This is a genomic window from Streptomyces sp. NPDC006512 (assembly GCF_040611935.1).
GTDB lineage: Bacteria > Actinomycetota > Actinomycetes > Streptomycetales > Streptomycetaceae > Streptomyces.
Window position 1 is genome coordinate 1 of record NZ_JBEXPG010000072.1, and the last position, 23638, is coordinate 23638.

The 23638-nt window shown below is 73.1% G+C and carries 23 protein-coding genes; 1 reads left to right on the forward strand and 22 read right to left on the reverse strand.

From position 1 onward, the window contains the following. A partial coding sequence (locus tag ABZZ17_RS34340; protein WP_356882208.1) for an amino acid adenylation domain-containing protein occupies positions 1-6287 on the reverse strand: 6287 nt, incomplete at its 3' end. Positions 6288-6426: 139 nt separating this feature from the next. Here ABZZ17_RS34340 and ABZZ17_RS34345 point away from each other — a divergent pair. Continuing rightward, a complete protein-coding gene (locus ABZZ17_RS34345; RefSeq protein ID WP_356882210.1) occupies positions 6427-6969 on the forward strand; it encodes a hypothetical protein in 543 nt (180 codons plus the stop codon). Positions 6970-6975: 6 nt separating this feature from the next. Here the strand turns inward: ABZZ17_RS34345 and ABZZ17_RS34350 are convergent, their stop codons facing one another. From ABZZ17_RS34350 to ABZZ17_RS34450, 21 genes are all read right to left on the reverse strand, one after another. Then, positions 6976-9654 carry a non-ribosomal peptide synthetase gene (locus tag ABZZ17_RS34350; RefSeq protein ID WP_356882212.1) on the reverse strand — a complete coding sequence of 893 codons (2679 nt, stop codon included), beginning with the start codon at positions 9652-9654 and terminating at the stop codon, positions 6976-6978. A gap of 44 nt (positions 9655-9698) precedes the next feature. Beyond that, complete coding sequence (locus ABZZ17_RS34355) at positions 9699-10562, reverse strand: mycofactocin-coupled SDR family oxidoreductase (protein WP_356882214.1); 864 nt, start codon at positions 10560-10562, stop codon at positions 9699-9701. After that, positions 10559-11254: an alpha/beta fold hydrolase gene (locus ABZZ17_RS34360; RefSeq protein ID WP_356882216.1), complete on the reverse strand. Its 696-nt coding sequence runs from the start codon at positions 11252-11254 to the stop codon at positions 10559-10561. Before ABZZ17_RS34360 ends, ABZZ17_RS34355 begins: the two co-directional genes overlap by 4 nt. 118 nt (positions 11255-11372) lie before the next feature. Next, a complete protein-coding gene (locus tag ABZZ17_RS34365) occupies positions 11373-11588 on the reverse strand; it encodes an MbtH family protein (protein ID WP_356882218.1) in 216 nt (71 codons plus the stop codon). Positions 11589-11640: 52 nt separating this feature from the next. After that, complete coding sequence (locus tag ABZZ17_RS34370) at positions 11641-12261, reverse strand: DsbA family protein (RefSeq protein WP_356882220.1); 621 nt, start codon at positions 12259-12261, stop codon at positions 11641-11643. 68 nt (positions 12262-12329) lie between these two features. Then, the gene (gene fabG, locus ABZZ17_RS34375) at positions 12330-13076 is read right to left on the reverse strand and encodes a 3-oxoacyl-[acyl-carrier-protein] reductase (protein ID WP_356882222.1); all 747 of its coding nucleotides are present in this window, start codon (positions 13074-13076) and stop codon (positions 12330-12332) included. 13 nt (positions 13077-13089) lie between these two features. Beyond that, complete coding sequence (locus tag ABZZ17_RS34380; RefSeq protein WP_356882224.1) at positions 13090-13569, reverse strand: beta-hydroxyacyl-ACP dehydratase; 480 nt, start codon at positions 13567-13569, stop codon at positions 13090-13092. Continuing rightward, the gene (locus tag ABZZ17_RS34385) at positions 13566-13973 is read right to left on the reverse strand and encodes a hypothetical protein (RefSeq protein ID WP_356882226.1); all 408 of its coding nucleotides are present in this window, start codon (positions 13971-13973) and stop codon (positions 13566-13568) included. The genes ABZZ17_RS34380 and ABZZ17_RS34385 overlap by 4 nt, the downstream gene beginning before the upstream one ends. Continuing rightward, positions 13973-14221, reverse strand: coding sequence for an acyl carrier protein (locus ABZZ17_RS34390; RefSeq protein ID WP_356882228.1), 249 nt, complete (start codon positions 14219-14221; stop codon positions 13973-13975). The genes ABZZ17_RS34385 and ABZZ17_RS34390 overlap by 1 nt, the downstream gene beginning before the upstream one ends. 34 nt (positions 14222-14255) lie before the next feature. Next, the gene (locus ABZZ17_RS34395; RefSeq protein WP_356882230.1) at positions 14256-15383 is read right to left on the reverse strand and encodes a beta-ketoacyl synthase N-terminal-like domain-containing protein; all 1128 of its coding nucleotides are present in this window, start codon (positions 15381-15383) and stop codon (positions 14256-14258) included. A gap of 46 nt (positions 15384-15429) precedes the next feature. Beyond that, positions 15430-15813 (reverse strand): hypothetical protein, encoded by a 384-nt coding sequence (locus tag ABZZ17_RS34400; RefSeq protein ID WP_356882232.1) that lies wholly within the window; start codon positions 15811-15813, stop codon positions 15430-15432. Continuing rightward, the gene (locus ABZZ17_RS34405) at positions 15813-16220 is read right to left on the reverse strand and encodes a hypothetical protein (RefSeq protein WP_356882234.1); all 408 of its coding nucleotides are present in this window, start codon (positions 16218-16220) and stop codon (positions 15813-15815) included. The genes ABZZ17_RS34400 and ABZZ17_RS34405 overlap by 1 nt, the downstream gene beginning before the upstream one ends. 1 nt (position 16221) lies before the next feature. Further along, positions 16222-16566: a hypothetical protein gene (locus ABZZ17_RS34410; RefSeq protein ID WP_356882236.1), complete on the reverse strand. Its 345-nt coding sequence runs from the start codon at positions 16564-16566 to the stop codon at positions 16222-16224. After that, complete coding sequence (locus ABZZ17_RS34415; RefSeq protein ID WP_356882238.1) at positions 16563-17531, reverse strand: hypothetical protein; 969 nt, start codon at positions 17529-17531, stop codon at positions 16563-16565. The genes ABZZ17_RS34410 and ABZZ17_RS34415 overlap by 4 nt, the downstream gene beginning before the upstream one ends. Next, positions 17528-18376 carry an alpha/beta hydrolase gene (locus ABZZ17_RS34420; protein WP_356882240.1) on the reverse strand — a complete coding sequence of 283 codons (849 nt, stop codon included), beginning with the start codon at positions 18374-18376 and terminating at the stop codon, positions 17528-17530. Before ABZZ17_RS34420 ends, ABZZ17_RS34415 begins: the two co-directional genes overlap by 4 nt. A 21-nt stretch (positions 18377-18397) precedes the next feature. Beyond that, entirely contained in the window at positions 18398-19294 is an 897-nt protein-coding gene (locus tag ABZZ17_RS34425) for a beta-ketoacyl synthase N-terminal-like domain-containing protein (RefSeq protein ID WP_356882242.1), read from the reverse strand. Beyond that, positions 19291-20442 (reverse strand): beta-ketoacyl synthase N-terminal-like domain-containing protein, encoded by a 1152-nt coding sequence (locus ABZZ17_RS34430; protein WP_356882244.1) that lies wholly within the window; start codon positions 20440-20442, stop codon positions 19291-19293. The genes ABZZ17_RS34425 and ABZZ17_RS34430 overlap by 4 nt, the downstream gene beginning before the upstream one ends. After that, positions 20439-21704: a beta-ketoacyl-[acyl-carrier-protein] synthase family protein gene (locus ABZZ17_RS34435; protein ID WP_356882246.1), complete on the reverse strand. Its 1266-nt coding sequence runs from the start codon at positions 21702-21704 to the stop codon at positions 20439-20441. Before ABZZ17_RS34435 ends, ABZZ17_RS34430 begins: the two co-directional genes overlap by 4 nt. 34 nt (positions 21705-21738) lie before the next feature. Then, positions 21739-21993, reverse strand: coding sequence for an acyl carrier protein (locus ABZZ17_RS34440; RefSeq protein ID WP_356882249.1), 255 nt, complete (start codon positions 21991-21993; stop codon positions 21739-21741). A 125-nt stretch (positions 21994-22118) separates the two neighbouring features. Then, entirely contained in the window at positions 22119-22886 is a 768-nt protein-coding gene (locus ABZZ17_RS34445; protein WP_356882251.1) for a helix-turn-helix domain-containing protein, read from the reverse strand. Beyond that, entirely contained in the window at positions 22883-23635 is a 753-nt protein-coding gene (locus tag ABZZ17_RS34450) for an alpha/beta fold hydrolase (RefSeq protein WP_356882253.1), read from the reverse strand. Before ABZZ17_RS34450 ends, ABZZ17_RS34445 begins: the two co-directional genes overlap by 4 nt. Positions 23636-23638 lie beyond the last annotated feature (3 nt).

A 23638-nucleotide genomic window follows, 5' to 3' on the forward strand; every position in this document is an offset into this window, starting at 1 on the left:
GCGGCCTCGAACAACCCGTGGAACGTCACCGGATCCGACGCGGGCACCACACCCGCCCACTCCCCCAGGACCAGCCCACGCTCCACACCGACCAGCACATCGACCGCACCCACCCGCACACCCGGATCAGACGCGACCACGTCCAGGACCGCCACCAGACGACCGGCCAGCCCCTCCACCGTCACCCGGTCGAACAGATCGACCGCGAACTCGACACTCCCCTCCAGCCCCGACCCGGCCTCCGCCAGTGTGAAAGAGAGGTCGAACTTGGCGGTGTCCAGCCGGACCGGCTGCTGGGTCACCTCGACGCCGGGCAGGGCGAGTTGGTCCGAGGGGATGTTCTGGAGCTGGAAGGAGACCTGGAAGAGGGGGTGGCGGGCCGTCGACCGCTCGGGGTTGAGGACTTCCACGAGGCGTTCGAAGGGCACGTCCTGGTTCGCGTAGGCGGCCAGGTCCGTCTCCCGGACACGCTCCAGCAGCTCCCGGAAGGTGGGGTCGCCGGAGACGTCGGTGCGCAGCACCAGGGTGTTGATGAAGAAGCCGACCAGGTCGTCGAGGGCCTCGTCGGTGCGGCCCGCGATCGGGGAGCCGAGCGGAATGTCGGTGCCGGCGCCCATGCGGTGCAGCAGGGTCGCCAGGGCCGCCTGGACGACCATGAACAGACTCGTGCCGGTGTTGCGGGCCAGCTCTTCCAGACGGGTGCGGAGCTCGGCCGGGACGGTGAAGCCGACGGTGTCGCCGCGGTAGCTGAGCTGGGCGGGGCGCGGGCGGTCCGTGGGGAGCGCCAGCTCCTCGGGCAGGCCGGCGAGGGCTTCGCGCCAGTGGTCGACCTGGCGGGACAGCTCGCTGCGCGGGTCGTCCTCGTCGCCGAGGACCTCGCGCTGCCACAGCGTGTAGTCCGCGTACTGGACGGGCAGGGGGGTGAACTCCGGGGCGGTCCCGTCGAGTCGGGCGGCGTAGGCGCGGCCCAGGTCGCGGGCGAGCGGGGCGAGGGACCAGCCGTCGCCGGCGATGTGGTGGACGACGACGAGGAGGGTGTGGTCGTCGTCGGCGAGGGTGAGCAGGTGTGCGCGTACGGGGATCTCTCGGGTGACGTCGAAGCCCGTGGCGGCGGCCCGGGCGAGTGTGTCGTCCAGGGTGTCGGGGGTGACGGTGGTGCGGTGCAGCAGCGGCTGTGAGGCGGGGGCGGCCGGGTCCAGGACGAGCTGGTGCGGGCGGCCGTCGGTGTCGGGGAAGACGGTGCGCAGGGCCTCGTGCCGGGTGGTGACGTCGGCCAGGGCGGCGTCGAGGGCGGCGGTGTCGACGCGGCCGCGGAGGCGCAGTGACAGGCCGAGGTTGTAGGTGCCGCTGGGGCCGTCGAAGTGGCCGAGGAACCACAGTCGCCGCTGGGCGTACGACAGCGGGATCTCCGCTGGTCGGGCCTGCGGGAGCAGGGCTCGGCGGGCGTCGGCGGCGCCGTCGAGGGTGGTGGCGAGGGCGGCGACGGTGGGGGTCTCGAAGAGGGAGCGGACGGTGAGTTCGGCACCGGCCTCGGTGCGGATGCGGCTGATGAGGCGGGTGGCGAGGAGGGAGTGGCCGCCGAGGTCGAAGAAGCTGTCGTCGATGGAAACGGTGTCGAGGTCGAGGACCTCGGCGAACAGGGCGGCGAGGAGCGTCTCGCGCGGGGTGCGGGGGGCGCGTCCGGCGGAGAGGCCCGCGAAGTCGGGGGCGGGCAGGGCGCGCCGGTCGAGCTTGCCGTTGGCGGTGACGGGGAAGGCGTCGAGCACCAGGACGGCGGCGGGGACCATGTGGTCGGGCAGGGTGGCGCCGACGTGGGCGCGGAGCTCGGCCGGGTCGGCGTCGGACCTGGTGCCGGCGGGGACGACGTAGCCGACGAGGCGCTTGTCGCCCGGGCGGTCCTCGCGGACGAGTACGGCGCTCTGCGCGACGGCGGGGTGGGCCAGCAGGGCGGCTTCGATCTCGCCGGGTTCGATGCGGAAGCCGCGGATCTTGACCTGGTCGTCGGCGCGGCCGAGGTAGTCGAGTTCGCCGTCGGCGGTCCAGCGCACGAGGTCGCCGGTGCGGTACATGCGGCTGCCGGGGGTCCCGTGCGGGTCCGCGACGAAGCGTTCGGCGGTCAGGCCGGGGCGGCCGTGGTAGCCGCGGGCGAGGCCGGAGCCGGTGAGGTAGAGCTCGCCGGGGACACCGGCCGGTACGGGGCTGAGGCTCGCGTCGAGGACGTAGACGCGGGTGTTGGTGATCGGGCGGCCGATGGTGGGGGCACCGGCGCCCGGGCTGAGGGCGCCGGACATGGTGGCGCAGACGGTGGACTCGGTCGGGCCGTAGGCGTTGACCATGCGGCGCCCTTCGGACCAGCGGGCCACGAGCTCGGCGGAGCAGGCCTCGCCGGCGGTGACCAGGGTCATGCCCTCGGGCAGGCGGGAGTCGCCCATGGCGGCCAGCACGACCGGCGGGAGGGTGGCATGGGTGACCCGCTGCCCGGCGAGGAGCGCGGCGAGCGGTTCGCCGGCGGCCAGTCGCTCGGCGGGGGCGAGGACCAGGGCCGACCCGGTGCCGAGGGTGGTGAGCATTTCCCAGATGGAGGCGTCGAAGCTGGGCGAGGAAAACTGCAGCACCCGGTGTCCGGGACCGCCGCCGAACCAGGCGAGGTGGGCGGCGGCCATGCTGGCGACGCCTGTGTGGGTGACGACGACGCCCTTGGGGCGGCCGGTGGAGCCGGAGGTGTAGATGACGTACGCCGCGTCCGCCGGGGTGAGCGCCGCGTCGGCGGCGGGCTCGTCGGGCAGTTCGGCGGTGTCCAGGAGCAGCCGTGGGGTGCCGTCGGCGGGCAGGGAGTCCTGGAGGGCCGTGGTGGTGATGACGAGGGCGGGCCGGGAGTCGTCGAGGATGTACGCGATGCGCTCGGCCGGGTAGGCGGGGTCGACGGGCACGTACGCGGCGCCGGCCTTCATCACCGCGAGGAGGCTGACGACGGTGTCGGCGCTGCGGCCCAGGGCGACCGCGACGGAGCGGCCGCGGCCGGCGCCGTGGTGGGCGAGCAGGGCGGCCAGGCGGCCTGCTCGGTCTTGGAGTTCGCGGTAGCTGAGGACGGTGTCCTCGAAGACCAGGGCGGGCGCGTCGGGGGTGCGGGCGGCCTGGGCGGCGACGAGCTCGGGCGTGGTGGCGTCCGGGACGGGTGCGGTGGTGTCGTTCCAGCCGTGCAGCAGGCGGGTGCGCTCGGCCGGGTCGAGCAGGTCGAGGGAGCCGACGCGGGCCGTGGGATCGGCGGTGGCGGCCTCGACCAGGCGCAGGAAGCGCTCGCCGAGGTCGTGGACGGTGGCCTCGTCGAAGAGGTCGCGGGCGAACTCGATGCTGCCGTCGACGCCGGCGGGCCGGCCGTCGGCGTCGAAGCGCTCGCCGAGCCGGAAGGACAGGTCGAACTTGGCGGTGTCGGTGTCGAGGTGACGGACGGTCGCGGTGAGGCCGGGCAGCTCCAGGACGGGGGCCGCGTTGTCGTCCATGGCGAGGGTGACCTGGGCCAGCGGGTGGCGGGCCAGGGAGCGGACCGGGTTGAGGATCTCCACCAGCCGCTCGAAGGGCACGTCCTGGTGGGCGTACGCGGTGAGGTCGTACTCGCGGACCCGCTCGACGAGTTCGCGGAAGGTGGGGTCGCCGGAGACGTCGGTGCGCAGCACCAGGGTGTTGACGAAGAAGCCGACCAGGTCGCCGAGGGCGTCGTCGGTGCGGCCCGCGATGACGGTGCCGACGGGGATGTCCTCGCCGGCGCCGACGCGGTGCAGGAGGGTGGCGAGGGCGGCCTGGGCCACCATGAAGACGCTGGCCCGGGTGTCCTGTGCGAGGGCGAGCAGCCGCGCGTGGACCTCGGCGTCGAGGCGGAAGCCGATCCGGCCGCCCTGGTGGCCGGCCACCGCCGGGCGGGGCCGGTCGGTGGGCAGGGCGAGCTCCTCGGGGAGGCCCGCGAGGGTGTCCTTCCAGTGGGTGATCTGCTGGACGAGGACGCTGTCGGGGTCGCTCTCGTCGCCGAGGAGCTCCTGCTGCCACAGGGTGTAGTCGGCGTACTGGACGGGCAGCGGCTCGTACTGGGGGGCGGCGCCGCGCAGGCGGGCCGTGTAGGCCCGGCCGAGGTCGCGGGTGAAGGGGGCCACCGACCAGCCGTCGCCGGCGATGTGGTGCACGACGAGCAGCAGGACGTGCCGCTCGTCGTCGAGGGTGAACAGGTGGGCGCGGACGGGGATCTCGGTGGCGAGGTCGAAGCCGCGGGCGGCGGCGCGGGCGAGTTCGTGTGCCAGCTCGCGCTCGTCGGCCGGCTCGGTCACGAGGAGTTCGGGGCGGGCGTCGGCCGCGTCCAGGACGTGCTGGTGGGGGGCTCCGTCGACGACGGGGAAGAGGGTGCGCAGGCTCTCGTGGCGGGCGGCGACGTCGGCGAGCGCGGCGCGCAGGGCGTCGGTGTCCACGCGGCCGGTCAGCTCGACGGTGAGGCCGTCGTTGTAGGCGGCCTTGCCGCTGCCGGTCTCCATCTGGTTGAGGAACCACAGCCGGTTCTGGGCGGCCGACAGCGGCAGCCGGGCCGGGCGCGGGCGCACGGTGAGGGCTTGCCGGGCGCCGGCGCCCCCGTCGGTGGCGGCGGCGAGGCCGAGGGCGTCGGCGAGGGTGGCGACGGTGGCGTTCTCGAAGACGGTGCGGAGGGTGAGTTCGGCTCCCAGTTCCTTGCGGATGCGTCCGACGAGGCGGGTGACGTGGAGGGAGCTGCCGCCGAGGAGGAAGAAGTTGTCGTCCACGGAGACGACCTGGGTGCCGAGCACCTCGGTGAACAGCCGGCACAGGCTTTCCTCCGCGGCGGTGCGCGGGGCACGGGAGACGGCCCGGGCGGCGGCGGGCTCCGTGGTGCCGGCGGCCGTGGTGCCGGCGGCGGTGGTGCCGGGGGCCGTGGTGCCGGCGGCGGTACGGGCGCGTTCGGGCAGGCCCGAGGTGTCCAGGTCGATGGAGTCGACGCTCTCGTGGAGCTCGGTGCTGCCCAGCCGGTGCAGGAAGTCGAGGAAGGCGAGCTGGTAGGCGCGCAGGTCCTGGTCGGCGTACAGGTCGGGGTTCGCGTCGAAGTCGATCTGGAGGCCGGAGGAGGTGCCCCGGTCGTAGACGATGAAGGAGATGTCGTCGGCGGGGCCGATGGAGAGGTTGTGGGGACGCGCGGTGTGGCCGGCGAACCGCAGGTCGTAGTCGAACATCATGATGTTGACGTGCGGGCCGACCAGGCGGCGGTCGTCGGCGAGCATGCCGAGGTCGCGGCGCAGGTCCTCGAACTGGTAGCGCTGGTGCTTCATCGCGGCGCGCATCTCGGCGGAGACCTGGTGCAGCAGTTCTTCGACGGTGGTGCCGGGCTCGATGGCGACGCGGAGCGGCAGGACGTTGGAGACCATGCCGGGGACGCTGCGGGCGTTCTTGCCGAGCCGGGTGGAAACGGGCAGGCCGAGGACCACCTCGGGGGCCCCGGTCAGGCGCCGGAGCCACAGGGCGACCGCGGCGACCAGCGCGGGGGGCCAGGTGACGGCGGCGTCGGAGGCCAGGGTGCGCAGCCGCTCGGTCTCGGTGCGGCCGAGGCGAGCGGTGCGGCGGGCCAGGGAGCCGGCCAGGCCCGGCTGTTCCCCGGAGAGGCTGACGGGTTCGGGGCACTCCTTGAGCCGGTCGATCCAGTAGGCGCGGTCGGTGCCGAAGCGCTCGGAGTCGCGGTAGGCGGCCTTCTCGTCGAGGAGCTGCGCGAGGGGTGCGAAGGGGGTGGCGGGTACGGGTTCACCGGCGGCCAGCGCGGAGTACAGGGCCGCGGTGCGCTGCGCGACCATGTTGACGGTGAAACCGTCGACCAGCAGGTGGTGGTAGCGGTGAAGCCACAGGTGGCGGTCCTCGGCGACCTTGAAGAGGGCGAAGAGGAAGAGCTGGTCGTGCTCGGTGTCCAGGGGCCGGGCGAAGTCCTCGGCCATCCAGGCGCGGGCGGCCACGACCGGGTTGGGGGCGTCGCTGACGTCGACCACGTGCAGGGACCAGTCGAGGTCGGCCGCGGGCACGATCCGGGCCACGGGGCCGCTGTCGCCCTCGTGGAAGCGCAGGCGCAGCGTCTCCGCTTCGGCGACCACCTGGCGCAGGGCCTGCTGGAGGAGCAGCGGGTCCACCGGTCCGTCGATTTCCAGGAATTCACCGGTGTTGAAGATCGTGTTCTGCGGATTCAGCTGCTGCGCATACCAGACACCCGACTGGGCGGCGGTCAGCGGCAGCAGGGCACCCCGAAGGTCGGACACAGCCACTCACCCTCAATACATCGATGGAAATCACGGAGTCAGGCCCCCTGTCTAACAGCGGGCTTTCGGCCAGGACAACGGCGCTTGCAGAAAGCTGCCAAGCCCTGGGGAGCGGTCGGCCGCGTGCTAGCGTCGGCGTATGACCGAGAAGAAGGATGCGGAACGCACAATCGTCGACCGCTACATGCCCGAATGGCATTTCCGTGAACAGCATTGGATAGCGGTGAAGGCGCCGCGCGAAGAGGTGATGCTGGCGGCCCGCGAGATGACCTGGCGGGAGGCTCCCGTGGCCCGGTTCCTGTTCCGGTTCACCAAGAGCAGGCTGTCGGCGGACGGCCGCGTGCTGGATGACTTCGCCAAGGACGGCGACACCGTACTGGAGCTGTCCGACGATGAGTTGGTGTACGGCGGCATCGGCTCGCAGGCCGGCCCGGTGACCCCGGACCGGCCGATGGCGGAGGTGTTCGCGCAGTACGCGGAGCCGGGCTGCACGAAGGCCGTCTTCACGATGCGGTACGCCGATGGAATTCTGTCGACGGAGACCAGGATCCTGGCCACGGACGAGGCGACCCGGCGCCGTTTCGGACGGTACTGGAAAGCCATCCGGATTCCGAGCGGAATCGTCCGTCTCTCTTTCCTGTCCGCCGTGAAGCGCAGGGTCGACATACCCGCGTCGCGTTGAGTCACGTCACATCTGGGCGTCCCGGACGAGTTCGATGAACCGGCCTGCCGTGGAGTTGCGATAGAAGTCCTGCGTCGTGACCTTCGGCAGGCCCTGGCCCCGCATTTCGCGGAGCACCCTGATGACCAGCAGAGAATTGCCGCCGAGTTCGAAGAAATTGTCCTTCGTGGTGACGTCGCAATTCAGTGCGTGGCCCCAGACCTTGAGGATCTGCTCGGTCAGCGGGTCGTGTTCCGTGCCCGTCCCGGGGGCCGCTGCGGCCGTCGAGGCGGGCGCGGAGCCGGCCGGCGCGGCGGACGGAGCGGGCAGCGCGGCCGTGTCCACCTTGCCGTTGATGGTCAGCGGGATCGCGGCCAACACAGTCAGGGACGCCGGAACCATGTAGACGGGCAGCACCCCGCGGGCGTGGGCGAGGACGTCGGCGGCGGCCGCGGGGCCCCGCAGGGCGACGTAGGCGTCGATCCGGGCGGTGGCCGCGTCCCCCGGCACGTCGTGGTTGAGGACGGTCGCGGCGCCGGCGACGTCGGGGTGGCTGAGCAGCACGTTGCGGATCTCGTCGAGTTCGATGCGGTGGCCCCGCACCTTCACCTGGCTGTCGAGCCGGCCGAGGTGGTCCAGGCTGCCGTCGGGGCGCAGCCGGCCCCGGTCGCCGCTGCGGTAGATCCGTCCGCCGCCGTGGGGGTCGGTGACGAACCGTTCCGCGGTGAGCTCCGGCAGTCCCAGGTACCGGTCGGCGACGCCGGCGCCGCCGACGCAGATCTCGCCCGCCGCCCCGACCGGCAGCAGCCGGCCGCGCGGGTCGCGTACCGACAGGGTCCACCCGGGCAGGGCGGGGCCGACCTTGCGGCCGGCGGCCAGGACGTCGGCCGGGGTGACGGTGTGGGCGGTGACGTGCACGGTGGTTTCGGTGATGCCGAACATGTTCACCAGGCGGCACTCGGTGTGGGAGTGCCGGGCGAACCAGGGGGCGAGCATCCGGACGTCGAGCGGCTCTCCGCCGAAGACCACCAGCCGTACGGCGAGGGCGTCGGCGGGGGCGTGCCGGTCCGCCTCGACCACCTGGGCGAAGGCCGAGGGGGTCTGGTTGAGGACGGTGACGCCCTCGCGGACCAGCAGGGCGTGGAACAGCTCGGTGTCGCGGGTGGTCCAGTAGTCGACGACGACCAGGCGGCCGCCGGTCAGCAGGCAGCCCCAGATCTCCCAGACGGAGAAGTCGAAGGCGCTGGAGTGGAAGAGGGTCCACACGTCGTCGGCGCCCAGCCGGAAGTCCTCGCGGGTCGCCTCGATCAGGGCGGCGACGTTGCGGTGCGGGACGACGACTCCCTTGGGGCGGCCGGTGGAGCCGGAGGTGTAGATGACGTAGGCGGGCGCCGAGCCGTCCTCGGGCCGGGGCCGCGGCGGCGCGCCCGCGGCCAGGGCGCGCAGCGCGTCCGGTGTGACGAGGTGTACGCCGTCCAGCGTGGGGAAGCCGCTGCCGCCGACGACCACGGTGATCCCGGCGTTCTCGACCGTGTAGCGCAGCCGGTCCTCCGGGTAGCGCAGGTCCATGGGGACGTAGGCGCAGCCGGCCTTGAGGACACCGAGCAGGGTGATCACGAGGTCGGCGTCGCGCTCCAGGGCGACGCCCACCGTGGCGCCGGGGGCCACGCCCAGGGCGCGCAGTCCGGCGGCGGTGCGCTCGGCGCGGGCGTCGAGTTCGGCGTAGCTGAGGCTGGTGTCCCCGGCGGTCAGGGCGACGGCGTCGGGCCGGGCGCGGGCGACGTCGGCGAAGAGGCCGTCGATCGTGCGGGCGGCGGCGCCGGGGTCGCCGGTGGGAGGGGTGACGCCGTGGGCCAGTGTCCGCGCGGTCTCGTCGGCGTCGAGGAGCTCCACGGAGTCCAGCGGGCGCTCGGGGGCGGCCGCCAGCTGGGCCGCCACCCGGGCGACATGGGTGGCGAACCGTTCGGCGACGGCCGGGTGGAAGTCGCCGAGGTCGTGGCGGAACACCGCGGTGGCGGTGCCGTCCGCCTGCCGGGTCACGTGCAGGACGCCGGGCAGGACGGGAGCCAGGTGCGGCAGGCGGCGCACGCCCGGCCGGGATTCCTCGACCAGGACGCCGATGCCGGCCAGGTTCAGCAGGCCGCCTTCGTACGCCGCCCAGCGCGCGGTGAACGCGGCCGCGTCCTGGGTCTCGTCCACGGGCTCGCCCGCCCCGTAGCGGGCCAGGACCAGGGCGGTGGCCGCGGCGACCAGTGCCGGGTCGCCGGGCAGGGGCCGTGCCACGGCGGCTTCGGCGGTGTGCCCGGTCCGGGCCGGGTCGCCGAGGCCCCACTCCAGGACGGGCCGCTCGCCGGCCGGGGGTTCGGCGTCGGCGGGCGTGACGGCCAGGGTCCCGGGGTCGAGCGCGAGGGTGCGGCGGGCGACGAGCACGAGGTCGGCGTCGCCGTCACGGTAGTGGAGCAGGACCGCGCGCAGCGGCGGGCCGGCGGAGCGCAGCGGACGCCCGGCCTCCCGTCGCAGCCGGTCGGCGGCGCCCGGGTGGGTGGCGGCGTACGGCAGGCGGTCCTGCCAGAGGCGCAGCTCAGCGGCCGTGTCCCAGGCGCCGGCCGCGCCGGCGCGCAGACGCCGTTCGAGGTCCCCGGCATCGACAGGGCCCGGCATCCGGACCACCAGGCTGTGGCAGGACTCGGCCTGACTTCTCGACATGGTCGGACTCCTGTACGTGCGGGAAGGGGAATGCGGGTCGGGGGTCAGCGGGCGCTGAAGCCGCCGTCGACGGTGAGGGTGGTCCCGGTGACCTGGCGGGAGTCGTCTCCCGCCAGCCACAGGGCGGCGCCCGCGATGTCGTGCGGTTCGATGAGGGCGTTCATCGGCTGCGACTGGACGAAGATCTCCTCGTGCTCGGCGACGTCGACGTCGAGGGAGCGGGCGATCTCGGCGAGCATGCGGCCCTCGTGCAGCGGATCGTCGCGCACGGAGCCGGGGCACAGGGCGTTGACCCGGACCCGGAACGGCGCGTAGTCGAGGGCGGCGGCCTTGGTCAGGCCGATCAGGCCGTGCTTGGCGGCGACGTAGCCGGCGAAGTGCCGGTAGCCGACGAGGCCGGCGGTGGAGGCGACGTTGATGACGCTGCCGGAGCGCTGCTCGACCATGGCGGGGACGACGGCCTTCATCATGCGCCAGGCGCCGGTGAGGTCGATGCCGACCATCAGCTCCCATTCGTCCTCGGCGATCTCGTGCACGGCCTTGCCGGAGGGGGAGGCGATGCCGGCGTTGTTGAGCAGGACGTCGAGGGTGCCGAAGCGTTCCAGCGCCTGGCCGGCGACGGCCTCGACGGCTCCGGGGTCGCGGACGTCGGCGGCGGCGGTGTGCACGGAGACGCCGTGCGCCCGGCAGAGCTGGGCGGTGTGCTCCAGCTGGCTCCGGGAGCCCAGCGGGTAGGGCACCCCGGCCACGTCACCGGCGACGTCGACGAGCACCAGGTCGGCGCCCTCGGCGGCGAACCGCACCGCGCAGGAACGGCCCAGCCCCCGGGCGGCGCCGGTGACCACGGCGGTCCTGCCGGTGAGACGGCCGGCCCCCGTGGCGGGTGTGGCGGCGGTGGCGGTGGTCATGAGGCGGGCACCGCGGCGATCGCGTCGATCAGCGGCAGCGGAGACCCGGTGAGGTACATGTGGCCGCCGGCCGGTTCCACCAGACGGAAGGCGCCGGTGGTGAACTCCTGCCACTCCTCGGCCTCCGCGCGGGTCACCAGCGCGTCCTCGGTGCCGCGCAGCGAGGTCACCGGGATCCGCAGCGGCTCGTCGGAGCGCGGCCGGTAGCTCTCGTGCATCTCGACGTCGGCCCGCAGGATCGGCAGGAGCAGCTCCCGCATGTCGGGGTCGGCCAGCGCGTCGTGCTCGTACCCGGCGAACTCCTGCACGCGGGCGAGGAACGCCTCGTCGTCCAGTCCCGTCGCGTGCCGGGAGCGGCCGGTGCGGGGGCCGGGCGAACCGCTCACGTACAGGTGGGTGAGGGCCGCGGCCGGGTCCCGCTCCAGCCGGCGGGCGATCTCGTAGGCGAGGACGGCGCCCAGGCTGTGCCCGAAGAGCGCCAGGGGCTCGCCCGCGGCGAGGTCGGCCACGCGGGGGGCGAGGACGTCGGCGGCGGTGTGCGCGTCGCGGTACGGCTCGTCGAGGAAGAGTTCCTCTCGGCCGGGCAGCTGGATCGGGACGATCCGCGGGGCGTGCGCGGGCAGGTCTTTCCAGGCGCGGTAGAAACCTGCGCCGCCCCCCGCGAACGGAAGGCACATCAGGGAGTGCGTCATGAGCGGCATCGCTTTCTGGGAAGCTGCGTGAGGGCCACGCTGTCATCGGCTCCGGACATGGACAACGGGCGTTGCAGATTGCTGCCAACGCCCGCTGCCCAGCCGCCGGCGGGGGGTGTCAGGCGGCGTCCATGGCGTCGGCCAGCGACTTCGGCCGCATGTCGGTCCAGTTCTCGTTGATGTAGTCCAGGGACGCCTGGCGGGTGTCCTCGCCGTGCGCCACGGTCCAGCCGGCGGGGACCTCGGCGAAGGCGGGCCAGAGGGAATGCTGGTTCTCCTCGTTGGCGAGGACCAGGTAGCGGGCGTCGTCGTTCTCGAACGGGTTGGTGGCCATGGCCGGTTCTTCCTCCGGTTTGCGGGAGTGGACGGGGATGCGGGTGCTCGGGTCAGGCGGCCCGGGCGGACAGCTGCTCGACGAAGTCGGGGAGCCGGTCGACGCCCCAGTACTTGTCGAAGCCGCTGATGAAGAAGGGGACTCCGAACACCCCGTCGCGGTGAAGGGAGTTCAGCGCCTTCAGTCCCAGTTCGCGGATCTCGGGGTCCTCGTGGGCCCGGGCGAGCGCCTCGGCGTCGAGGCCGAGCCGCTCGCCGATCCCGCGCATGGTGCCGGGGTCGGAGATGTCCTCGCCGAGCTCCCAGCGGGCGCGGTAGGTCTCGGCGATGAACCCGGGGCCCGCGCCGAGCCGCTCGGCGGCCAGGTAGGCCAGGTGGGAGACCTCCCAGCGGGGGGCGGGGTCCACCGGCCACACCATGTCCAGGCCGCGGGCCCGGGCCAGGCGCCGGACGTCCTGGAGGATGTAGAGGTGCTTCTCCTTGGACATGGCGACGTACGGGAGCTTGATGTTGCTGCGTTCCAGCTCGTCCAGGGCGGGCTCGTCCGGCTCCCAGAAGGGCAGCCATTCGATCGCCGCGGCCACGTCCGCGTGGTGGTCCACCAGGTCCCGGTAGGCCATCCAGGAGTAGGGGCTGCGGAAGGAGAAGTACCAGCGCGGTACGCGTCGTGCCATCGCCGCCTCCAGCGGTTCGCGTGCGGGTGGTGCCGTGCGGTGGTGCGGGTGCGGTCGTGCGGGTGGTTCTAGATCGTGATGCCGCCGTCGATCTGCAGGACGGCGCCGGTGATGTAGGCGGCCTTGTCCGAGGCCAGGTAGGCGACGAGGTCGGCGACCTCTTCCGCGGTGCCCATGCGGCGCAGCGGGATCGAGGACAGGGCGTCCTTGCGGGCCTTGTCGTTCATCTGGGCGACCATGTCGGTCTCGATGAAGCCGGGTGCGACCGCGTTGACGCGGATGCCGGACCGGCCGGTCTCCTTGGCGAGGGCCCGGGAGAAGCCGATGATCCCCGCCTTGGAGGCGGAGTAGTTGGTCTGGGTGCCGTGGCCGTAGACCCCGGCGACCGAGGAGATGTTGACGATGGCGCCGCCGCGGCGCTTCATCATCCCGAAGACCACCGCGCGGCAGACGTGGTAGACGCCGTCCAGGTTGGTGTCGATGACCTGGCGCCACTGCTCGTCCTCCATGAGGACCAGCGGGTTGTCGCGGGTGATGCCGGCGGCGGTGACGGCCGCGGCGACCGGTCCCAGGCCCTCCTCGGTCGCCTCGGTCCAGGCGCGTACGGCGGGTCCGTCGGCGACGTCGACGCGGGTGCCCACCACCTGGACGCCGAACTCCTCGCCGGCCTTCTCCAGGGTGCGCGCGGCGCTGTCGTCCGAGCGGTAGCAGAAGGCCACGTCGAATCCGTCGCGGGCGAGCGCGCGGACCGTGGCGCGGCCGATGCCGCGGGAACCGCCGGTGACGAGGGCCACCCGGTTCGTGCTGTCTGGCATGTCGTTCGTCTCCTCAGGCGGTGGCGGGGCGCAGCGCCGCCGCCGGGCGGAAGGCCATGACGATCCGGCCGACGGTCATCACCGTCTCGCCGGCCGAGCGGGTCTCGCCGTCGAACAGCAGCGTGTCGTCGACCTTGCGGTCCAGGCGCACGCGGTGTTCCAGGACCTCGCCGGGCAGGACCGGCCGGTGGAACTCGACGCCGGTCATGCCGCCGAAGAGCATCACCTGGCCGTCGAGCACGTCCGGGTTGGGGTCGTCCCAGGTGGCCAGTACGCCGGCGGACTGGCACCAGGACTCCACGAGCAGCGACTGCGGGTAGGCGAAGTCCTCCTCGGGGGTGTCCGCGTCGAGCCGTTCGTACCAGGGCTCGTTGCAGGTGACCGCTTTGAGGGCGATCAGGCGCTCGCCGGGGACGACGTCCACGACGCGGTCCACCAGCAGCATCGGGAAGCGGTGGGGCAGCCGGGCCCGGATGTCGCGCTGGCCGGTCATGCGGCCGCCGCCTCTCCGGTCGTCGCGGTCGTGGCGTAGCGCAGCCGTACGCCGGCCGCGGGGCCCCGCCCGGTGGTGAGCTTGGCCCGCACCTGCCAGTCGCCGGCGGGGGTCCGCTTCCAGGCCATGGCGATGTCGATCCGGTCGCCGGGGAAGACGGGTCCGGTGAACCGGGTGGACTCCACGGCCGCGAGGCGGGTGCCCTTGGCGTCGTCGGGCCGGGTGGCCTCGGCGCCCTGGCGGGCGCATTCGACCAGGCAGACCCCGGGGAAGATGGGGAAGCCCGGGTAGTGGCCGGGGAGCACGGTCTCGGTGTCCGCCACCGTGAACCAGGCCGCGGTGTTCAGCTCGCTTTCGGCGGGCAGCACCTCGACCGCGGCGCGAAGTGGGCTCGCGGCGGGCATCAGGCGGCCTGCGCCGTGTCGATCCGGGAGCGCAGCACGTCGTAGGCGCTGTCCAGGGTGACGATGTGCTTGAGGTCCGATTCCGGGAGCTTGACGCCGTACTTCTTCTCCAGCACCACGACGACCTCCAGGGCCATCAGCGAGTCGACCTCCAGGTCGTCGACGAACTTGACGTCGTCGCCCACCTCGGCCACCTCGACGTCCAGCACCTGGGCGACGAGGGCGCGCAGTTCTTCCTTCTCCAGCACGGTGTTCTTGTCCTTTCGGGAGGGCGGGCCGGCTTCAGCGCAGGCCGAGCAGGGCGCAGCCGACGGTGCCGGTGCGGTCCACGGAGGTGATGACGCCGATCCGGCCGGCCGCCTCGGCGGGCCGGTCGGCGGCGTACGACAGCAGGGCGGCGGCCTGGAAGGCGGCCGCGGCGGCGCCGGTGTCGCCGATCAGGCCGGTCGGCGTCAGGTCGGCGTGGTCCACGGCGCCGAACACCTCGCGCACCGCGTCGGCCTCGCCGAGGCCCTCGCGGCCGGGCGCGCCGGAGCGGGCGACGGCGGCCACCTGCGCGGGTTCCACGCCGGCCCGGCGCAGGGCGGCGCGCAGGCAGGAGACGAGGGTGGGGCGGGGGTCGCCGTCGAGGACGACGCGCAGTTCCACGGCGAGGAGTTCGGCGAGGACGGGCTGCCCGGCGTCTTCGGGCGTGTGCGGTTCGACGAGCAGCATCGCGCAGCCCTCGCCGAGCGCCGGAACGGGCGCGGGGGCCGGGCCGGGGCCGGTGTCCTGCTCGCCGCTGTGGTGCTCCAGCCAGGCGCGGGCCTGGCTGAACTCCTCGGCGGCGCCGCACAGTACGGTACGGGCGCGGCCCGACCCCAGCAGTCTGCGCGAGTAGTTCAGGGCGTGCAGGCCCGCGGTGCGGCCGCCGGCGATGGTGGCGTTGGGTCCCTTGAGGTTGAACCAGATGGCGCTCTGTCCGGCGGCGCAGTTCATCACCGTGTTGGGGAAGCGGGCCGGGTCGACGAAGAAGGGCTGGTCGCCGGTGAGGGAGTCCCGGGTGAAGTCCATCATCGACTGGGCGCTGCCGGTGGTGGTGCCCAGGGCGAAGGCGGCGCCCTCGCCGGTGCCGACGGCGCGGTTGCGCGGCGAGTCGTCGAGCAGGGCGCCGGCGGCGGTGACGGCGAGGCCGGTGACCCGGTCCATCGAGCGGGTGCCCTTCTTGCCGAGCACCTCCCGGATGGAGAAGCCGGGCACGACGTGGCCCACGCCGTCGGGGGTGGTGCCGTGCTCGGGGCCGAGGCCGGTGACGGTGGCGCGCCGCTCCCGCAGGCCCTCGGTGAAGGCGGCCCTGCCGATGCCGTACGGCGACACGGCCGACCAGGCGGTGATCACCGGGCGTCCGGTGCCCGTGGTGGGGGTGGTCATGACCGTCACGTGTTCCTTCCGTTCAGGGTGGTCCCGGTCGGGGTGGTCACAGGAAGATGACCATCCGGTACTCGTTCCAGCGGGCGGCGGTCGCGTCGGCGGCGACGAGCCGGACGCCTGCGACCAGGGGGCGTGCGGCGCCGAGGGCCGCGATGTCCGGCTCCTCCACGAGGACGCCCGTGCCCTGGGCCAGCAGGGTGCGCAGGCCCGCGCGGGGGTCGGTGAGGGTGTCCACCGTCCGGTCGCCGATGCGCAGCGCCGGTACGGGGCCCGTGTCCAGGGCGTAGCTCGCGGCGGAGCCGCGGAGCAGGATGTCGAGGCCGCCCAGCTGCCGGTGCAGTTCGGTGGCGAGGTAGAGCTCGTCGAAGAACTGCTTCTCCAGTGCGCCGCGGTAGCCGTGTTCGACGATGGCCAGCACGCGGGCGCCCATCAGATGCCCCCCAGGTGCAGGACCTTGTCGGCGGCCGCCGCGTTGGCGGCGTAGCCGCCGGGCGGGCGGATCACCACCTGGGGCAGGTGGTCCACCGCCCCCCGGTCGTCGCTGCAGAAGCGGCAGCCGTACCAGTACAGCCGCCCCTCCCAGGTCGTGAGGAGCTCCTCCACCAGAGCCGCGGTGGAGGGGTACGCGCGGTTCCAGTCGGCCAGGTTGCGGGGCTTGTCGCCGCCGAGGCCGCGCTGGGTGAGCATGGTCGCGTAGCCGCAGGTCCATACCTGTACGGTGGCGCCGCGCTCCAGGAGGGACTGGGTCAGCCGCAGGGCGGTGGTGACCTGGTCCGATGTGTGGGGGGGACCCATGAGGGTGATGAGCACGTCCGTGTGCGGAATCTTCCTGGCCACTTCAGTGCCACACCACCCGGACGGCCGGATCGAGGATCCAGCCCGCCACCACGTCCATGCCCACGACGCGCAGTTCGGGGCGGAGGGACGCCGCTTCCAGGCCGCGCTGGGCGAGCGAGAAGCTGTCCGCGGCGAGCACTCCCCCCTCCTTCTGGAAGCGGTCCAGGTCGCTGTCGCTGCCGGGGACGGCGAGGACGACCCCGTCCTGGACCAGGAAGAGGAGCGCCGACTGCCCGGTGAGGACCTGGGTGACCGCGTCGCGCCGGAAACCGGCGTCCTGCGCGAAGCGGCCCTGGCTCTCGACGAGCAGCAGCCGTGGGGTGCCGCTCTCCCAGATCTCGCTCACGCCGCCGGCGTCCCGTTGACGGCGTCGAGGACCCGCTGGTCGAAGTTGACGAGGCTCCAGTCGCGGCGGTTCTTGATGACGGCGTAGCCGTGCACGATGCTGCCGGTGGCGGTCTTCACGAGCTCGCCGTCGCGCAGGACGTAGAAGTCCATGCGCGAGGTGTAGGTGAAGTCCTTGAAGACCTCCTCGACGGTGTAGACCGTGTAGAGGTCCTCCTCCATCAGCGCCTCGTCGAGGATGCGGATGTCGGAGCGGGGCACGACGGGGATCCAGCGGCGGTCGTCGAGCAGGGTCTTGATGGAGATGCCGCGGTCGGCGACGAAGCGGTCCTTGCCCTCCTCCATCAGGCGCAGGTAGCCCGACATCTGGATGCGCTCGGTGAAGTGGCAGTAGGGGTACGGGATGTTCCACTTCCAGGCGTACGCGTTCCGGCCGGCGGTGAGGGAGGCGAGGATCTCCTCCTCGGCCGGGGCGGCGGCGGGCGCCTCGCGCTCCAGGTCGTCGCCGAGCTTGGCGACGGCGAAGCGGGCGAGCAGCTCGGGGACCTCGCCGGCCGCCTCCAGGTAGGTGTCGATCCGCAGGGAGACGCGGACCTTCGAGGTGACGGCCTTGTGGATCTCGCCGTCCCGCTCGAACTGGATGGTGACCTTGAAGCCGATGGTGCCGTCGTCGTCCTTCGTCCACGGCACGACCTCCGCCTCGGCGGTGTCGTCCATGTGGAACGCGTGCAGGATGCGGCTGTCGATCGTGACCAGGTCCAGGCCCAGGCCGTGCTCCTCGTACAGCGCGCGGGCGGGCAGCCCGGCCTGCCGGAAGTGGTCCAGTACGGCTTCCTCGACGAGGTAGTTGACGTGCTTGAAGCCGATCCAGGTGCAGATGTTGGACCCCTCGTAGCGGGGGCGCACCGTGGTGGTCGTGGCGGTGGTCAGCAGCGCCTTGACGGCGGTGTCCGTGACGAGGGTCATGGTCGGGGCTCCAGGGCGTTGAGGAGGGCGGCCCCGCGCGGCGGGGTCAGGCCCAGGGTCGAGTTGACGAAGCTGCTGACGGCGGCGGCGAACTCCCCTGCCGCGTCGAGCATCGGGAAGTGCCCGCTGCCGGGCAGGGTGCGGAAGGCGGCGTCGGGCAGCGCCGCGGCCAGCGCCGCACCGTCCCGGGGCCGGGCGGCGAAGTCGTGCTCGCCGGCCAGCACCAGGGCGGGCGCGGTGATCCGCCCGGTCTGCAGGGCGGGGGTGCGCAGGTACAGGTCGAAGAAGCGGAGCCAGCCGTAGGGTCCGACCCGGTCGCGGACCCGCTCCCCCATCGCCTGCTGGATGTCGTCCGGGATCCGGCCGCCGGAGTGGGCGCGGATCCCCTCCTCCATGATCAGGTGGAAGTCGTTGAGGTAGTAGCTGATGGTGCTCCAGTCGAACTCCTCGGCCTTGCCCCGGTAGAAGGGGGACACGAGCACCAGGGCCCGGATGCCGTACTGGCGCAGCGAGTCGGCGCCGCCCCGGTTCTTCTGGTCCAGCAGGTCGAGCAGGACGTTGGAGGCCATCGAGTGGGCGACGACCACCTCGGCGCCACCGGGGACCGCCTCCAGCGCCTTGCCGAGCCAGCCCCGCAGGTTGGGCTGTTCGTTCCAGTCGGCGATGGTCTCGGTCCGCCACGGCAGCCGGGCCGTCCACACCTGGTACGACGGGGGCAGCTCGGGCAGGGCCTTCTCCCAGACGCTGTCGTTGGCGGCGAGTCCGTGGAGCAGCAGGACGCGGGGCCCGCTGCCCTCGGTGCGCCGTTCGACCGTCACGGGGCGCAGGTCCACGTGGGTGTTCATCACGGCCTCTTCCCCGGCCACTCAGGCGGCTTCGGGAGCGAGCAGCAGCAGGTCCGCGCTCGCGTCGTCGGCGGCGCTGCCGGTCACGGCCTGTACGGGGCCGCGCTCGCCGGCGTCGAACCAGCCGACGGCGGCGGCGATCTGGAGCAGCCCGGAGGCACCGGAGGTCTTGCCCAGGTGGGCGGGGGCCTCCCAGCGGCGGCCCCGCGCGTCCACGGCGCCGGCTCCCCTGCTGTACGGGCCGATCACGGCGCGGACCGTCGCGGAGCGTGCGGCGGCCGCGGCCCGGGACTCGACGACCAGGGCGGCGCCGCCGTCGACGGCGTGGGCGCCGCCCAGCAGCCGGCGCACGACCTCGTTGTCGGGCTCGACCCCGAGGACCAGGACCCGCTCGGCGCGTCCGGCGGTGATGAGGGTGACGGCCCAGTGCACGGCGTCCAGGCCGGACGTCTCGCCGTTGCAGACCATGAGGTTGGGACCGCGCAGCCCGTAGCGGATGGCGGCCGAGGAGGCGATGACGTTGCTGGAGGCGTTGGGCAGGTCCATCGGCGAGGTGGCCGTGACGGTCTCCTCGCGGATGGTGTCCAGCGCCCGGGCGACGGTGTCGAGGTTGCCGAAGTTGGAGCTGGCCACCACGCCGACGCCGGCCGCGGCGACGAGCAGCCCGTCCTTCTCGTCGGCGCCGAGCAGGCCGGCGTCGCGCAGCGCGGCGGCGGTCAGGGCGTAGCCGAGCTGGGTGGCCCGGTCCTTGTAGCGCAGGCCCTTCTTGCCGACGTGCGCGGCGGGTTCGACGGGGGCGCCGCCGGCGGCGGGTCCGTCGGCCAGGGCCCGTACGGTGTCGGCTCCCGGCAGCAGGACGGCGGCGCCGGTGACCACCACGGCGGTGCCGGTGGCTCTGGTGGCGGACTGTGCGGTCATCGGGGACCCTCCACAATGGCGACGGCGTTGATGCCGCCGAATCCGAAGGCGTTGAGCTGCGCGACCTTCAGGGGCTGCTCCACGGCCGGCTGCCCGGTGACGAAGCGGAACGGCGCGGCCTCCTCGACCGGCTCGTCCAGGCCCACGGTCGGCGGCACCCGCCCCTCGTTCAGGGCCTTGACGCCCACGATCAGGTTGATGAGTCCGGAGGCGCCGGAGGTGTGGCCGGTCATGGACTTCACGGCGGTCATCAGCGGCCCTGCGGCGTCGTCGCCCAGGACAGCGGCGAGGGCGGTGGCCTCCGCCTCGTCGTTGAGCAGGGTGCCGGTGCCGTGGAGCATCACCAGGTCCACGTCGGACGGTTTGACGCCGGCGAGCTCGTGGGCGGTGCGCATGGCCTCGGCGATGCCCTCCGGGGAGGGCGCGGTGACGTGGTAGGCGTCGCAGTTGACGGCGACGCCGCGCAGGTGGCCGTGGACCTGGCGGGCGCCCTCCGCGGTGCGGCGCAGCACGATCGCGGCGGCGCCGTCGCCCATGAGGACGCCGGTGCGGTTGCGGTCGAAGGGCCGTACGCGGTCCGGCGGGGTCGGGTGGACGCGCTCCAGGAGCCCGTACATCGACTCCGTCAGGACGTCGACGCCGGCGACGATGACGGTGTCGGGGGCGTCATCGCCCTCCTGGCCGAGCAGGTCGCTGCCGAGCGCGAGGGCGTAGAGGGAGGCCGAGCAGGCGTTGGAGAAGGTGTGGGTGACGTCGGCGTTGAAACGTTCCTTCAGGCCGGTGCCGAAGTGCAGCCCGGAGTCGGCGAAGGGGGAGCCGTCGCGCCACCACAGTTCCAGCGAGCGCAGTTCGCGCAGGCCGGTGCCGACCAGGATCGGGATGCCGGAGAGGTCCTCCCCCAGCCCCGCGTCGGCGGCGGCCTGGGCTATCGCCTCGTGCAGCAGCCGGCTCGCCCGGCCGGGTACGTCCTGGCCGGCGGCTGGTCGGTCGTCGACCTCGTAGGCGTGCTGCGCCCGGAACCTGGTGCGGTCGAAGCCGCGCAGTTCGGCGCGGCCGCTGACGCCCGCGCACAGGTTCTCGAAGAGTTCACCGACACCGGAACCGGTGGCGGCGACGGCGCCCATCCCGATGATGGGGCGGATCGTCATGACGCCTCCTTGATCGCGTCGTACCGGCCGAGCAGCACCGCCGCGTTGTTGCCGCCGAAGGCCAGACCGTTGTTCTGGACGATCCGCAGATCCGCCTCGACGGCGTGGTTCGGTACGCAGTCGACGTCGCACTCGGGGTCGGTGGTGACATGGTTGATGGTGGGGGGGATGAAGCGGTTCTGGATGGCCAGGGCGCAGCCGATCGCGCCGAGGGCGCTGGCGGCGCCCATGCTGTGGCCGAGCATCGACTTCATGGAGACGGTCCGGGGCGGGGCGTCCCCGAAGACCTGACGGATGGCTCCCGCCTCGGTGATGTCGTTGGCCTTGGTGCCGGTGCCGTGCGCCGAGATGAGGTCCACCTCGTGCGGCTCGACGCCGGCGTTCTCCAGGGCGAGGCGCATCAGTTCGGCGACGCTGTCCCGGTCGGGGGCGACCTGGTGGTGGGCGTCGCAGTTGAGCCCGTAGCCGAGGACCTCGGCGTAGATGGTCGCGCCGCGCTCCAGGGCGGAGTCCAGGCGCTCCAGGACCAGGACGCCCGCGCCCTCGCCGGTGAGGATGCCCTTGCGGTCGACGTCGAAGGGCTGGCAGCGGTCGGGGGCGATGGTGCCCAGCCGGTAGAAACCGGTGAAGGTCTTGCGGCACATCGCGTCCGCCCCGCCGCAGAAGGCGAACTCCGCCTCGCCGGAGCTGACGGCGTCGAAGCCGTAGCCGATGGCGTAGTTCCCCGCCGAGCAGGCGGTGGGGATGGTCAGGGCCTCCACGTCGCTCAGGCCGAGCTCCTGGGCGATCGCCACCGACAGCCGGCCGGCCGGTACGCGCCGGGCGGCCGCGGGATCGAACTCACCTACGTCCAAGGCGAGTTCGCCCTCGACCAGCTGATCGAGGTCGTAGCTCTCGCCGTCGGTGGTGCCGATGGAGATCAGGCCGCGCCTGCCGCGCAGCTCCGTCAGGTCGAGACCCGAGTCCTCCAGGGCCATCCGGGCGGCCGCGGTCGAGAACTGCGCGGCCCGGCCGAGCTGTTCCACGTCCAGCGTGGTGATCCATTCGCGCGGGTCGAAATCCGTGATCTCGCACCCGTTCGCGTGGGCGAAGCCCTCCGTGTCGAACACGGAAATGGGCCGGGCACCGCTGCGGCCTTCCCGGAGTCCCTGGAGGAACTCCTTCGCGCCGAGTCCGATGCTGGACACCACTCCCAGTCCGGTGAGAACGACCCGGTGCCGCTCCGGCCGGATACGGCCGGCGCCGCGCTCTGCCGCTGTCATGGCAATCTCCCCATCCTTCCCAGCGCCGCTTTCCCTACCAGCCGGCCGGCTCCGCGACGACCTCGTAGACGCCCTTGAGGTTCACCATGCGGGGCAGCTCGCTCTGGTTGATCACGATGCCGAACTGCTTCTCCAGGGCGGCGAGGATCTCGATGGCGCGGAGCGAGTCGGCGTTGTGGTCCTCCTTGAAAAGGCTGACCTCGGTAACCTCGTCCTCCTCGATTTCGAGAATGTCGCAGACGGTTTCCTTGATGAGTTCGAGACGATCGTCGCGCGTTGCAGTCGTCACGCTGTTTCCCCTTATCCGATTTACCGCCGCAAGCGCGGCGCGGTTACTCGCACTCGAAATGGTGCGGGCGCGAGTTCTTTTCTCACAACGACGGCTGCAACAACCTGCCACCATCGCCGCTGAATTCAGGTTCCGGAGCGGCCGGCCGCGGAATTGGGCCGGGTGCCCCGCAGCAACGCGTCACCCAGGAAGACGGCCGCGTCCGTCGCGGCGCGCCGCAGCCCCCGCCCGGGGGCCTCGGGCATCCGGCTCGACACGCCGGTCAGTGCCAGGGCGGCGGCCGCGGCGCCCGGTCCGGAACGCACCGGTACGGCGTAGGAGACCAGCCCGGACCCCATCGGGTCGGGGCCGTAGGCCCAGCCCCGGCGGCGTACGGACGCCAGGTGCGCGGCCGTGAAACGGGCCCGCCGCAGCCCCTCGTACAGCGCTTCGGGTTCCTCCCAGGCGTACAGCACCTGGGCCGCGGGGCCGGCGGTGGCCGGGCGGGCGGTGCCGATGGCGGCCAGGTCCACGCCCGCCGCGCGGTCCACGGACGAGCCGATGCAGATGTGCAGCCCCTCGCGCCGGCGGTAGAGCCGGGCGTCGAGGCCGGTCTCCCTGCTCAGGCGCTCCACGACCGGGCCCGCGGCCTCGGCGAGCCGGTCGTGGCGCGCCTCGACGGCGAGCAGGCCGAGCCGGGGGCCGAGGACGAAACGCCCCCGGGCGTCGCGGGTGAGCAGCCCGAGCCGTTCCAGCGCGATCGCGATGCGGTGGGTGGTGGGGCGGGACAGGCCGCTGTGCGCGACCAGGTCGACCAGGCTCGCCGGGCCGCTCTCCACGATCTCCAGCAGGAGGGACGCCTTGTCCAGCACCCCCACCCCGCAGTCCGGCAGCGGCCGCAGGGCGGTGCTCACCTTCGCGGGGCCAGCCGTGCGCGGATGTCGCCGACGAGCTCTTCCCGCCGGTCCACCAGGTAGAAGTGACCGCCGGGCAGTACCCGCAGTCCGAACCCGTGCGGTGCGATGTCCGCCCAGGCGGCGACCGCGTCGACTCCGACGCCGAAGTCGCTGTCGCCGACGTACCCGACGACCGGGCACGGCAGCGGGACGCCGGGCCGGGCGGCGTAACCGGCGACGGCGGTGAAGTCGGCCCTGATGGCCGGGAGCACCAGTTCGCGCAGGTCCTCGTCGTCGAGCAACGCGGAGTCGGTGCCGCCGAGCTCCCTGACCTGCTCGATGAGCTCGGCGTCGGTGTCGAAGGCCGCCGTGCCGGGGGTGAGCAGGTGCGGGGCCCTGCGGCAGGAGACCATCAGCAGTTCGGGGGCGACCGAGAACCGCTCGCGCAGCCGCAGGGTGATCTCGTAGGCGAGGGTGGCGCCCATGCTGTGGCCGAAGAGGGCCAGCGGGGTGTCCAGGAAGGGCTCCAGCTCGCCGGTGATGGCGGTGGCGAGGTCCTCCAGCGAGGTCCAGGGCTCCTCGGCGATGCGCTCCTGCCGGCCCGGGTAGCGGACGGCGAGCACCTCGACGTCGTCGCCGAACGCGTGCCCCCAGTCGTGGAAGAAGCTGGCCGAACCGCCGGCGTGCGGCAGGCAGACCAGGCGCAGGCGCGGCGGTGCGGCGGTCGTGAACCTGCGCAGCCAGGTGCTGTGGGTGCCCAGTGGCATGGT